The following is an 11,801-nucleotide window of genomic DNA, read 5'->3' on the forward strand; positions in this document are numbered from 1 at the left end:
TCATGATAACAATTTATACCCTAGCCCTTTAGCTGTCTTTAAATATTGAGGTTTTGAAGGATTTTCTTCTATTTTTTCTCGAATTTTCCGAATATGTACAGTCAAAGAGTTTTCATAACCAAAGCTATCCACTCCCCAAATCGTATCACAGAGAGATTCGGTTGAAACGATGTAATTTTTATTATCGTAAAGTTTTTTCAAAATCTGAATTTCAATTGGCGTAATAGAAATTTCTTCTCCATTTTTTTGTACTGTTGCATTCCGAAAATTCACCAAAGTCTGTCCAATCTGTATTGATTCCTGTTCTGATTTATAACTTCTCCGGAGCAGAGCCATAATACGATAGATAAGATTTTTTGGAATGAAGGGTTTCATGACATAATCATCACCACCAGCATTGAAACCAGCTATCTCATCTTCAGGATTATTTTTGGCAGTCAGAAAGAGGATAGGAGTATCGCCTTTTTTTCGGATATGTTTTGCTAATGTGTAGCCATCCCCATCGGGTAGCATAATGTCCAAAAGGAAAAGGTCGAACTGCTCTATTTCAATCATGTCCAAACTAGATTCTATATCATAGGCTGATGTTAGATTGGAAAATCCGTAGGCAGTGAGAATATCTCTTATGGAAGAGTTTAAAATTTTGTCGTCATCAATGATAAGGATGTGCTTATTCAGGAGTTGTTGTTCGAAACTCATAATCTTACCTCGCTTATTTAAATTATACCATTTAAAAGAGTGAAAAAAAGAAAAATACTTTAATCTTAATGTAAAATTAAGGTTAGCTTAGTTTAAAATTAATCTAGCATGTCTATAATAAAGACATAACCTAGATAGAGATACTTCTCAAATTAATTTTAATCAGTGAGGTATTTCCAAATGGTTAAACAACAAATGAATCTCGTTGAGATTGAAGCAATGAATTCTCTTCAAGAATTGACTCTTGAAGAACTTGATAACGTTCTTGGTGCTGGTGGTGGAGTAATCCAAATCCATTTTATTCAGACAAAACAATGGTAATAGTGACTCACCAATTAGATATTGTGAATTATGTTGATTCTATCATTTTTGTTGATAAGAGTAGTAGAGATGTTATCAAAGATACTCATGATAATTTGATTCATGGAAATCAAAATTATAGAAAATTTTTTAGTTTAATGGAGGAAGTTCATAATGATTAGTAATGTTTTACAGATAAAAAACTTACAAAAGGAATTTAAGGACACTCAGGTAGTTAACCTTAGTTCCTTATCAGTTCAACAAGGTGAGATTTATGGTTTTCTAGGTCCAAATGGAGCTGGGAAAACAACCACCATGAAGATGATTTTGTCTTTGATTTCTCGTACAGCTGGGGATATTGAAGTGTTCGGTCAATCCATAGGTACGGACAAGCAGTATCTTAATCAGATTGGCTCTATGATTGAAGAACCGTCTTATTATCCTAATTTGACAGGCTATGAAAATCTCTTGGTTTTCCAAAAAATCCTTGGATTTGATAAGAAAAATATTCAGGAAACCTTGAAAATTGTTGGGTTAGATCAACCTAAAAACAAGAAAAAATTGGTTAAAGATTATTCTCTGGGTATGAAACAGCGTTTGGCTTTAGCCTTTGCCTTAGTCAAGAAACCGCGTTTGTTGATACTGGATGAACCAACTAACGGGCTAGACCCAGCAGGGATTCATGAAATTCGGGAACTGATTATCAAGTTGGCAAAAGAACAGGGCATTACTGTCTTCATCTCTACCCATATCCTTTCTGAAGTAGAGCATATCGCTGACCGTGTAGGGATTATCAATCATGGTCAACTCGTTTACGAGGGAGAAATTCGTAAAATTCAGTCCAATAAATGGCTGGAAGTGCGTGGGGATTTTAGAGGTCGACGTGAAGCCATTAGCCAAGTGTTATTTGGTTATCCGTGCAAGATCTTAGAAATACATGAGGATAAACTCAAGCTGACTAACCTTGCCGACCAGCAGATTTCTAGTTTGTTACGAGATTTAATAGTCGAGGAAGTTCCAATTTATGAAGTGAAGCAAGAACAAGAAACCTTGGAATCTATCTTCCTCAACTTAACCAAGGAGTGAGTCTTATGTTGAATAATTTGTCTATTGAATTGCTCAAGGCAAAACGAACCAAATCCTTCTTCATTATCATACTAGTTATGGGAGTCGGATTTGCTTGGGCAATTGCAGCCGCTACACGTTACCTAAGTAATCCAGACATGCACCAGATTAACCTAATTTTCTATATGATAAAAGAAGTAAATGGCTTGATTCTCCCTATCGTGATTGCTCTCTTTGTATCCCGGATTGTCAAGAACGAGAAGGAGGGCAACACTTTCAAACTGCTTTTGGCAAATGGTGAAAATGTACGGCATATCTTTCTGAGTAAGCTTGGCCTGACTATGTTCGTTTTGACCTTTCTCGCTATTTTGGAGGGAGTAGTAGTCCAGTTGATTGCAAACTTTTCTGGTCTAGAAATGCCTGTTAGCCTAATCCTCTGGCAAATCGTCATTTTCTTGCTAGCATCTTTTGTCTTAACCTGTCTGTTTTTGACTTTGCAGTTTTTACTGAAAAAGCAGGCATTGATAATGGCATTAGGGATTTTCGGAGGATTTCTTGGAGTTGGATTTGGTCATGCAACAGCTTTTCTACAGCTGATTTTCCCATTTGGTGGTATAGCATATCTGTCTCTGGTGGATTACCAGAAAGTCGCCAGTCAAGTGAGTTATGTTTTGGCGACAAACCTAGGATTTAAACTCTTTACATATTTGCCAATAGCCCTAATCTATCTCTTCTTATCTCTCTATCTAGTTGAAAAGAAAGGAGGCAAGCTATGATGTCTTATCTATCAGTAGAATGGCGGAAAACCCAAAAATTTTCCATGTTGATGATTGGTATTTTCTTCTTAGCTTTTTGTAGCCTGATTGGTCTTGGTATTTACTTAGGTGCAGCTTATTCTATGGTTGCAGAAAGTGAAAAAGTGCCTGTTTTATGGGGACAATTGACCTTCTATTATAGCCAGCTTTTCTTTCCGATTTTGGTCAGCATTTATGTAGCCATGATGTTAGGAAAAGAGTTTGATAGGAAAAATATTGAATTTCTCAGAGCTAATAATGTCAGTCTTGGGAAATTATTGTTGGCAAAAGAAATAGTAATTATCTTGTTTATTGCTGTTTTACAGTTGTTCTTGTTTGGTATTTTTTATGTCAGTGCTCACCTAATTCATTTAGAAATTTCTAATTTGTTCACCTACCTTAAGTGGGATTTATTGGGGATTTTTGGAACAATTAGTATGATGGCAGTACAGTTTTTTGTGACAGCTAAAACTCGTGTTTTTAGTAAATCTGTGGGAATTGGTTCTATTGGTACTTTCGTAGGATTCATGATGATTTTTGTATCTGATAAATTATCTTTAATCTATCCCTACTCCCAAGCTATGGTGGCAATGCGGTCACGGAATTTGACAGACTTTAATTTAGTGGAAATATTGCTGTTTATCGTTGTAAATATTCTTCTGTGGGGGATTTTTCATACATTGAGTAATAAAGAATTGCATAAGTAATGCGAAGACTCTTCGGAGTCTTTTTCTTGTGATAAAAGCTCCAAGCTTTATCTGGTATGCTTGACTTAGTTTTTATAGAAAGAAGGTCAAAGATGTTAAATAAAGTCAAAACTAAATCCTTAATTAGTGTTGGAGTAGTGGCTGTAACTAGCTTTATTCTCTGAATCTTGCATGATAAGAAGAATAAAGAAATAAAAAGAAAAATCAAAGTGTTTGTTTATCGGCAATCATCACAATTCGGTTTTTTAAAATAGGATGGTATATTTTGTTTCTTTGACCAAACTATGACCAAAATTTGAACAAAAAATAGATTTGACTTTCGGTTAATAATAAGCTTAAAAGTTTTTTGAAGGAATCTATTTAGCAAAAAAAAACACCTATTCGGGAAAATAGGTGTGATTGATGTTATTTATATCCATATTGTTTTAGTGCGTTATTATATTCTTTGCTATCTTTAAGATAGTAGTCGTGCTTAACTCCACTAATATCAACAGAAAAGACCCCATCTTTAAATGAATATTCTTCTGTTCGACTTGCAATATTTTGTCCAGTTAATTCGATCGTATTCTTTTTTTTGTTAATGGTAAAGCTGTCGGCTTCTCCATGCTCTATGGAAGCATTATCTCCTTTAATAGTAAATGGCAATTCATTTCTTTCACTTGATATCCAATAGTATTCGCCATCCAGAGATTGTTGCTTATTTTTAGTGCAAGCAATTAGCGTAATTATTGATAATGAAAGCAGTAATATACCTATTAATTTTCTCATAATCTTTGCCTCCTACTATAATTTTAATTATACCAAAATAATATTACAAGAGTATGTCAGTGTCTGTTATAACGGAAAAATGAAGAAATGTCTATTATAACAGCAAATATTAAACTTTCGGAAAAATTGTTATTTTTCGGAAAGTCAAAGGTCTATCCTTTTTTGAAAAGAATTTAAATGATAAAGGGAATAAAGGATAATCTATAATTCATCTGTTGGTTTATATATCTGATGAGATTATTTTGATGAAAACAGTTCTACAAAAAGTAAAATTCTGAAAAAAATCCGAAAATTATTGATTAATATATACTTGTTTCAAATGATACAACAAATTGAATAGGAGAAATCTATGGAACAAAGTATTACCATTAAAAATCTATGTAAGTCATATGGTCAAACTCAAATTTTAAAAGATATTTCTTTTGAAGCAAAAGCAGGAAGAGTAACTGCTTTCTTAGGTCCAAATGGAGCTGGTAAAAGTTCAACCTTACGTATCTTATTAGGATTAGACAAAGCAACATCTGGTCTCACCAAAATTGGAGATCAAACTTATAAGGAATTAAAATTTCCTCTAAAGACTGTAGGAGCTTCATTTGACAGTGTCGGAGCTCCTGATGATCGGACTGTTTATCAACATTTGAAAATTGTTGCTGTTAGTAATGGGATATCGAGTCAGCGAATTGAGCAAGTCTTGGATATGGTGGATATTAGTCATAAGAAAAAATCTAAAATTGGAAAATTATCATTAGGAGAAGGACAACGCTTGGGGATTGCAACAGCTCTATTAGGAAATCCTCAGTATCTGATATTGGATGAACCGACAAATGGGTTGGATCCAAGAGGAATTCGGTGGTTTAGAGAGTTTATAAAAAAACAAGCTCAAGAAGGGAAGACCGTCTTACTGTCATCTCATATATTATCGGAAGTGGAAGCAGTAACAGATGATGTGGTCATCATAAATAAAGGCAAAGTTCTTATAAAAGGGACTTTACAAGAAGTGATGAAAAATCTTTCTTCACTGGAGGAAGTTTTCTTTAGTTTAACAGAGGGAGGAAATTGACATGGCACTTATTTACTCTCTTCATTCTGAAATCTTGAAATTACTATATAAGAGAGCTACTCATGTTGTACTATTTTTGATACTAGTATTTCAAACGTTTTTAGCAAATATTGGTGCATCTCAAATTGTTTCAGTTGGTATCCATGCTACACCAGAGACAAATCCAGAGTTAGTAGAAGCTATTCCACCTATTGAATTTTTAGGATTTGATGTTACTCTAATTGGCATTTTTTTTATGATTATCTTAGGCTCAATCTACGGAGCTGAAGAGTATAAAGACTCTGCTATTCGCACAAGCCTCCTCTCTAATACGAGTCGAATTACTCTCCTAGTTTCAAAGACATTAATTTGGCTGGTATTTTCTTTTGTCATTTCCTTCCTATCAATATTTCTGACGATTAACATGACACATTATGTTTTAGGACAAGATGGTTTATTGCTATTTTCACTAAATGGGACAGTTTGGTTCTATATGTTTTTAGACAGCATAGCTTGGACATTGTTGGGACTTCTAGCCTATATTCTGGCTTTAACATTTAAAAAAGCCCTTGTTCCCCTATTGTTTTTGCTTCCTCAAGTCTACAATTTAGGAACATTCTTAGCCGACCATATATCAATTGCAAAATTTCTTCCAGTTTCATTGAGCTATGGACTGATTGCGACATCTCCTCAAATGTTAGAACAGAATAGTTTACAAAATATTTTGCTTTTACTTTGTTGGAATTTGTCATTCTTGGCTTTGGCAGTTTACCGCGTGCTTCAGTCAGATGTTGGAGGAGGGGAATGAGTTGAAAGAGCAATTTAAAAGTGAGTATCTCAAGTTTATGATGAATCCTTGGCATTGGTTGATTATAGGGGCTTTGTTACTGTGTGTTCCTGGAATGGTTATTTTTTTAAATAGTAAACCAGACCAGTTGACTCAACACTTTGTTTTGGAACAACTACTGCAAAGTCTCTATTTAGGACAGGCAGGTTTCATTAGTCTAGCGGTCCTATTTATAGGTCAAGAATTTACAGGTTCTAGCCTTCGTACAAGTTTTCTTACATGTCCAAATCGTTTAAAATTTATAATATGTAAACTAGCTATTGTGTTATGTGTGGAAATTGTATTATTGCTAGCTATAATATCAGTATGTATACTACTTGCTCAAGGATATTACAATATCAATCTTTTGAGCAATATTAAAAATGTTCTAACAATCCTTTTTCCAGTTTGTATTTCTATTTTAACCTTCTCTCTTTTAAGTGGTATTTTTGTATTTATTTTCAGATCTTTTACCTTAATTTTGGGAATAAGTTTATCACTTTTATTAGGGCTAGGGCAAATGTTATTACAATTCAGTTCTTTATTTAGAAATATACCATTACTAGCTAGTATGAACTGTTTCTATATCCATCCTTTATCATTTTATTATCCAGTTTGGCAAGGCCTGGGGATACAAATAGTTTGGTTATTAATTGCTTTTGTAGTTGCTACACTGATACTTACAGGAAGAAATATACGCTAAAGACAGGGGCTATCCTGTCTTTTTCTCAGTTAATGATATAATATAATTTAGGAGCGTGAGTTATGGCTTATAAAATTTTAGTGGTAGATGATGATCTTGCTATTCTTCGCCTAATAAAAAAGGTACTAGAATATGAAAAATATGAAGTAGTCATACGAAATAACATAGAAGAGATTGATCTTTGTGATTTTACAGGATTTGACTTGATTTTATTAGATATTATGATGCCTGTTAGTGGTTTAGAAGTCTGTCAGATGATTCGCGAGCAGATATCTGTTCCTATCTGTTTTATAACTGCTAAGGATATGGATGAAGATTTGGTGGCTGGAATCAATGCAGGAGCTGATGATTATATTATCAAGCCCTTTAGTATGCCAGAGCTTTTAGCACGTGTTAAAATGCACTTACGTCGTGAAGAACGGACTAAAGGAAATGTTCATCAAATAAAGATTGGGAAGCTTATACTATATACGGATAGTAAGGAACTATTTGTAAACGAAGATAAGATTGCCTTGACAAGGAGGGAATTTGATATAGTGAATCTTTTAGCAAGTAACCCAAGTAAAATATATTCTATAGAGGAAATCTATAATTATTTATATCCACAAAGTTCAGAAGCTCTTTTACGTTCGGTTTCAGAGTACATTTATCAAATTCGTCAAAAGCTGAAACCTTATCAATTAAATCCAATTAAAACCTTGTACGGTGGAGGATATCAATGGGTAGAATCAAAAGTTTTAGACAATTAATTCGAGAAACCTGCTGGAGAATTATTTGGCAGTTTAGTCTTGGCTTACTAATGGCCTATCTTATTCCCTTAGCTTCAGTATCTATACAAATAAATGAAGATGGGAAGCCTCTTAAAAATAATGATGTTCAATCAATTTTTTTTAATGTGTCATCATGGATATATATTTGTGTTTTATTGATTATTCTAATAAGTTATCACATTGGTAAATTGTTGAAAAAACTAAGTTATGAAATGAATTTGATTTATGAAAATAGTATGTGGCTTGAAAGCGAATGTACAGAAAGATTAACGGTTAAGGAATTTCGTGAGACAGGAAATCGAATTATTGTGATGCAAGATCGTATTCGACAGCTATTAGATGATGAGAAGCAACAGAAAGAAGACTTGATGTTTCAGGTTTCAGCAGTTTCTCATGATTTGAAGACACCTCTAACTATCATCAAAGGGAATGCAGAATTTTTGCACACTTCCACTAAAGATGAGCAGTCTAAAGAATGTTTAGCAGATATCCTTCGTGCTAGTCAACGCTTACTAGATTATTTTAATCAGTTGATTCATTATTCTAAAACTTACTATGATGATGAGGCGGAATGGATGGATTGTGATGCTTTAGATTTTGTAAATATACTGGAGCATGAGGCATATTTCATCATTCAGAATCAAATGAAAATAAATTTTGAACAGTCTATTCGAGATGATGAGGTTTATCACATTAATTTAAATCTTTTGGTTAGAGCGATACAAAATATATTAACAAATACTTTGGAGTATGCAGATAAACAGAATCCTAAAATTAAAATTAGAGTAGAGCAAGAGGGAAAAGAATTAAAAATAGGTATATGGAATAATGGCTCTGAATTTCCAGAAGAAGTTTTAAATAATTTTGGGAAGCTCTTTTATCGTATGGATAAAGCTAGATCGTTTAAAGAGCAACATTATGGTATTGGACTTAGTTTTGTATGTAGAGTTGCAAAACTGCATAAAGGCCAAGTCGAACTGAGGAATAGAGACGAGGGAGCAGAAGTTTTAATGACTCTTAATTGTATTAAATCATAGCGAGTTATTATCTGATTAAATGCAGTTCCGTACAGTAAAACATTTTTTCATACCTCTGTTTTTTCTATTATATACTGTAATTTAAAGCAAACTATTTGTAAATTATAATTGAGAATATTATATTTAAAGTAATTCCACTGTTTTGATTAAACTTATTTAATTTTGTTGAAACAAATAAGTAGTTGTTGCTTGCTAGGAATTTATAAGAAGCGTCTTAAACTTATCTGAAATAAAGTATTTTCAAACCAGGTCTTAAGAAAAAAGGTAGAGAAAAAGGTAGAGTTTGAATTGAAATACAGTGCATTATATCGCATTTTGCAAAAAGAAAAAACGCTTGAAATCAGCGTTTTTCTTCTGTATTGATCCGTATTGAATGCTTACTTCACTTCTGTAAAAAAGAAAATGTAAAAAAAGATATTCAAAAGTTGGCTAAAGAAAAATCAGAAGTTGTAAAACTAGATTTTAGAAGAAAAGAAGATATTGATGAATTTTTTAATGATTAGGAGATAAAACATGGATATTAAAAAGATAAGTTACCAGACAACAGTACATAGACAAATGATTCCAAAGTTGAATTATTTTGTAAGAGATTTTTTAAATGATTATTCTGATTATTTAGATGAAATGGAAGCTGGAGAAACTTTTGATACTGAAGTTGAATATGAGGGTGATTTAGAACTTTATTTTGTAAAGTTTAGTTTCAGTAAAGCAGGAACAGGTTTTTTATCAGACAAAGAGAATCAATTATTTTTATATTGTAATGATGAGTTTTGTGGAGTTGTATATATGGAATAACAAAAAAATAACACTATCATTAGATAATGTTATTTTTTTTGTTTTCATTATAAAATTGTGTTGCTATTTCTTTAACGTAGTTTTCGTATTTTGAAGGAATATCAGCATTTTTGAGATAGTCATGATAATTGAAGCTATCATCTATTGGATATTCGCTGTTTACTAAACTCATAAAATCAAGGATTCGTCCTTTTTCGCTATCATTTTCTATATGATTTTTAAAGGTATCAATTTGAGATAATGAATTGTTGCAATCATCATTAATTAGATGATGTTTTTCATGTAGAAGAACATTTATTTTTTCGATTTCTGATGTATCGGCTCGAAGAAAAATAAAATGCTTATTTTTGGCTAGAACGTATCTTCCTTTAGTAGATAGGTCTTTAAGAATGATAACCTTACAATTTAAGTGTTCAATTTCTTTTATAACTTTGTTTAGATTCATAGTTATTTTTTATTTGAAAAGTATTCGTTTAGATAGTTCTTTATAATTTCTCTATCATGATCCGTGATGGGTGTACCATCATAGGCAACTGAATTATCAATAGCAAAATCAAGATCAAGATCAATATCTGATTCAGGATCAGGAATATCAGTTTTACCTAGAAGGTAGTCTGCAGAAACATTGAAGAAGTTTGCTAGTTTTTCAACCATTTCATGTTTTGGTTTACGTTCGCCTTTTTCGTAGAAAGCAATATTTTGCTGGCTTGAATTTATAGAAAGTGCAAGTTCTTTTTGAGTAATATTAGCTTTTTGGCGAAGTTCTTTTAGTCTATTTGGAAGCATATTTTTATCTCCGAAAAAAATAAAAAATTTTTTAAAAAAACTATTGACTTATAACAACAAAAGTAGTATTATATCTTTGACAACAAAAGTTGTTAAAGAAAATGGTCTTTGAAAATTTAATAAAAAACGTGTCAGACAACGACTAGCATTGACTAACACGATTAAATGTAGCAATTTAATTATAAGTGAAAAATAGTAAAATGTCAAGGTTTGTCTGATGGTTGGTGCAACTTATGGATTTTGGCTAAAGAACCTAGAGTAGATTATGGTTTTTTAGTAAGGTTATGGAAGTTCCAATGTTATTAAAGTTCTAATCTTTTTGTGATAGCATTTTTACCATAGTTAATTTCTAAAAAATAGCTAAATTCCGTAAGTTGTATCTATCAATCTTATGATTACGTTGGGTTTTTCGTCCTTTCGCCTTAGTAGATAAGAAAAGGGAACTGACGGCTGTGGTGCAGTCAATGATACTTTGTAGAGGTAGCTAGAGTGAGATAGTGAGGCTATATCGTATGGTCGGTGTGTAAGATGAAAGTCTTGCTAATGCCTTTGGGTAAGGAAGAGGGGGTATTGAGTTATCCTTAAATCTGTGACCTTGGCGAAGGGAGTAAGCTATAAAGCTGAAAGTGTGCGAAGATAAGAGCATACAAAATAGAGTAACGAGAAAAGGCTTTGAACTATAAGCCTTTTCTTTTTTTTCAAAAAGGAAATTAACAATAAAAGATATTGTTAGTTTTCACAAGAGAATAGTTTATATTCTTTTATGTGAATTAGCAATAGAAAGAAAGAGGGTATTTATATAAGAAAAATTTTTGAAGGTTATATTTTTTTCCTAAAACAGGAATTGTATTTTGGTTAGAATGGCATTTGAAATTATTGATAGTTTGTTTGAAAATTTTAAGTTTGTTGATGATTGATTTTCTATTCTATTTGTTATTTTGATTAGTATCTAATAATGATCTATTTGGTTCTGTATTGTTTTTATTATTTCTAGTATTTGGAAGTTTATTTTTTACCTGATAGATTATTTTAGAGGATTAAGACGATTGAAAGAGGTGTGTTAAGATCGTATCTATTGAGTGGAAGGGAGAAGATGATGTAAGAACATATTCAGAAGAATGGATTCGTAGAGAATATCTGCGAATATATAGTAGATTCTGTTGGAATCTAAAAATCTATGCTCACGTTAAGAGGGGCGCTGATGTTTATGTATCGTCTAAAAAATGTTGTGAAGATTTGTATAGGAAGTTATATGCTATGGGTCAATTAACCAATGCTTTTTACCGTAAGATTGATAATCGTATTGATCGTACTTATAACCATTTTTTAGAAACAGGAGAAATTATTGAATTTCATTAAATAGTTTTTAGTTATAGAAGTCGGTGTAAGTCGGCTTTTTTGTGTAGAAAAAAAGGAGAAATTATGACAGTAGTTATTTATAAACGGTCACGTTCACCTTCTATTGAATGAGATCGAAAAAGAATAAACATTATTTAAAATAAAAAAAGAAAA

14 protein-coding genes and 1 pseudogene are annotated in these 11,801 nt (G+C 32.2%); 11 read left to right on the forward strand and 4 right to left on the reverse strand.

Annotation, left to right across the window (positions count from 1 at the left end):
- Entirely contained in the window at positions 1-699 is a 699-nt protein-coding gene (locus QM419_RS02020; protein WP_414277708.1) for a response regulator transcription factor, read from the reverse strand.
- 180 nt (positions 700-879) lie between these two features.
- On the opposite strand from QM419_RS02020, the gene QM419_RS02025 reads away from it, so the two are divergent.
- The 5 genes and pseudogenes from QM419_RS02025 to QM419_RS02045 form a co-directional block, all read left to right on the forward strand.
- Complete coding sequence (locus tag QM419_RS02025; protein WP_006149380.1) at positions 880-1,020, forward strand: type A2 lanthipeptide; 141 nt, start codon at positions 880-882, stop codon at positions 1,018-1,020.
- Positions 1,021-1,173: 153 nt separating this feature from the next.
- A complete protein-coding gene (locus QM419_RS02030) occupies positions 1,174-2,085 on the forward strand; it encodes an ABC transporter ATP-binding protein (RefSeq protein ID WP_414277709.1) in 912 nt (303 codons plus the stop codon).
- 5 nt (positions 2,086-2,090) lie between these two features.
- Positions 2,091-2,840, forward strand: coding sequence for an ABC transporter permease (locus tag QM419_RS02035; RefSeq protein WP_029689695.1), 750 nt, complete (start codon positions 2,091-2,093; stop codon positions 2,838-2,840).
- A complete protein-coding gene (locus QM419_RS02040; RefSeq protein WP_414277710.1) occupies positions 2,837-3,565 on the forward strand; it encodes an ABC transporter permease in 729 nt (242 codons plus the stop codon). Before QM419_RS02035 ends, QM419_RS02040 begins: the two co-directional genes overlap by 4 nt.
- 92 nt (positions 3,566-3,657) lie before the next feature.
- A pseudogene (locus QM419_RS02045) lies at positions 3,658-3,726 on the forward strand (peptidylprolyl isomerase); the annotation flags it as partial.
- 244 nt (positions 3,727-3,970) lie between these two features.
- On the opposite strand, the gene QM419_RS02050 reads toward QM419_RS02045, so the two are convergent.
- Positions 3,971-4,333: a hypothetical protein gene (locus tag QM419_RS02050; RefSeq protein WP_414277711.1), complete on the reverse strand. Its 363-nt coding sequence runs from the start codon at positions 4,331-4,333 to the stop codon at positions 3,971-3,973.
- A gap of 349 nt (positions 4,334-4,682) precedes the next feature.
- On the opposite strand from QM419_RS02050, the gene QM419_RS02055 reads away from it, so the two are divergent.
- The 6 genes from QM419_RS02055 to QM419_RS02080 all read left to right on the forward strand — a co-directional run bounded on the left by QM419_RS02055 (position 4,683) and on the right by QM419_RS02080 (position 9,503).
- Complete coding sequence (locus tag QM419_RS02055; RefSeq protein WP_414277712.1) at positions 4,683-5,393, forward strand: ABC transporter ATP-binding protein; 711 nt, start codon at positions 4,683-4,685, stop codon at positions 5,391-5,393.
- 1 nt (position 5,394) lies between these two features.
- On the forward strand, positions 5,395-6,180 hold the full coding sequence (locus QM419_RS02060; RefSeq protein ID WP_350012056.1) for an ABC transporter permease: 786 nt from the start codon (positions 5,395-5,397) through the stop codon (positions 6,178-6,180).
- 1 nt (position 6,181) lies between these two features.
- Complete coding sequence (locus tag QM419_RS02065; RefSeq protein ID WP_414277713.1) at positions 6,182-6,901, forward strand: ABC transporter permease; 720 nt, start codon at positions 6,182-6,184, stop codon at positions 6,899-6,901.
- 62 nt (positions 6,902-6,963) lie between these two features.
- Positions 6,964-7,650 (forward strand): response regulator transcription factor, encoded by a 687-nt coding sequence (locus QM419_RS02070; RefSeq protein WP_014713377.1) that lies wholly within the window; start codon positions 6,964-6,966, stop codon positions 7,648-7,650.
- On the forward strand, positions 7,620-8,708 hold the full coding sequence (locus tag QM419_RS02075) for a sensor histidine kinase (RefSeq protein WP_414277714.1): 1,089 nt from the start codon (positions 7,620-7,622) through the stop codon (positions 8,706-8,708). Before QM419_RS02070 ends, QM419_RS02075 begins: the two co-directional genes overlap by 31 nt.
- Positions 8,709-9,221: 513 nt before the next feature.
- On the forward strand, positions 9,222-9,503 hold the full coding sequence (locus QM419_RS02080) for a hypothetical protein (RefSeq protein WP_414277715.1): 282 nt from the start codon (positions 9,222-9,224) through the stop codon (positions 9,501-9,503).
- 19 nt (positions 9,504-9,522) lie between these two features.
- On the opposite strand, the gene QM419_RS02085 is transcribed toward QM419_RS02080, so the two are convergent.
- Complete coding sequence (locus tag QM419_RS02085; RefSeq protein ID WP_414277716.1) at positions 9,523-9,948, reverse strand: ImmA/IrrE family metallo-endopeptidase; 426 nt, start codon at positions 9,946-9,948, stop codon at positions 9,523-9,525.
- Positions 9,949-9,950: 2 nt separating this feature from the next.
- Complete coding sequence (locus QM419_RS02090) at positions 9,951-10,289, reverse strand: helix-turn-helix domain-containing protein (protein ID WP_070800561.1); 339 nt, start codon at positions 10,287-10,289, stop codon at positions 9,951-9,953.
- Positions 10,290-11,801: the final 1,512 nt, after the last annotated feature.

Origin of the sequence: Streptococcus infantis (genome assembly GCF_047464715.1) — a bacterium.
In the GTDB taxonomy this organism is placed as follows: domain Bacteria; phylum Bacillota; class Bacilli; order Lactobacillales; family Streptococcaceae; genus Streptococcus; species Streptococcus infantis_S.

Excerpts from the sequence above, each read along its gene's own strand:
- QM419_RS02020 (WP_414277708.1), bottom strand. The coding sequence starts at position 699 with ATGAGTTTCGAACAACAACTCCTGAATAAGCACATCCTTATCATTGAT.
- QM419_RS02025 (WP_006149380.1), top strand. The coding sequence starts at position 880 with ATGGTTAAACAACAAATGAATCTCGTTGAGATTGAAGCAATGAATTCT.
- QM419_RS02030 (WP_414277709.1), top strand. The coding sequence starts at position 1,174 with ATGATTAGTAATGTTTTACAGATAAAAAACTTACAAAAGGAATTTAAG.
- QM419_RS02035 (WP_029689695.1), top strand. The coding sequence starts at position 2,091 with ATGTTGAATAATTTGTCTATTGAATTGCTCAAGGCAAAACGAACCAAA.
- QM419_RS02040 (WP_414277710.1), top strand. The coding sequence starts at position 2,837 with ATGATGTCTTATCTATCAGTAGAATGGCGGAAAACCCAAAAATTTTCC.
- QM419_RS02050 (WP_414277711.1), bottom strand. The coding sequence starts at position 4,333 with ATGAGAAAATTAATAGGTATATTACTGCTTTCATTATCAATAATTACG.
- QM419_RS02055 (WP_414277712.1), top strand. The coding sequence starts at position 4,683 with ATGGAACAAAGTATTACCATTAAAAATCTATGTAAGTCATATGGTCAA.
- QM419_RS02060 (WP_350012056.1), top strand. The coding sequence starts at position 5,395 with ATGGCACTTATTTACTCTCTTCATTCTGAAATCTTGAAATTACTATAT.
- QM419_RS02070 (WP_014713377.1), top strand. The coding sequence starts at position 6,964 with ATGGCTTATAAAATTTTAGTGGTAGATGATGATCTTGCTATTCTTCGC.
- QM419_RS02075 (WP_414277714.1), top strand. The coding sequence starts at position 7,620 with ATGGGTAGAATCAAAAGTTTTAGACAATTAATTCGAGAAACCTGCTGG.
- QM419_RS02080 (WP_414277715.1), top strand. The coding sequence starts at position 9,222 with ATGGATATTAAAAAGATAAGTTACCAGACAACAGTACATAGACAAATG.
- QM419_RS02085 (WP_414277716.1), bottom strand. The coding sequence starts at position 9,948 with ATGAATCTAAACAAAGTTATAAAAGAAATTGAACACTTAAATTGTAAG.
- QM419_RS02090 (WP_070800561.1), bottom strand. The coding sequence starts at position 10,289 with ATGCTTCCAAATAGACTAAAAGAACTTCGCCAAAAAGCTAATATTACT.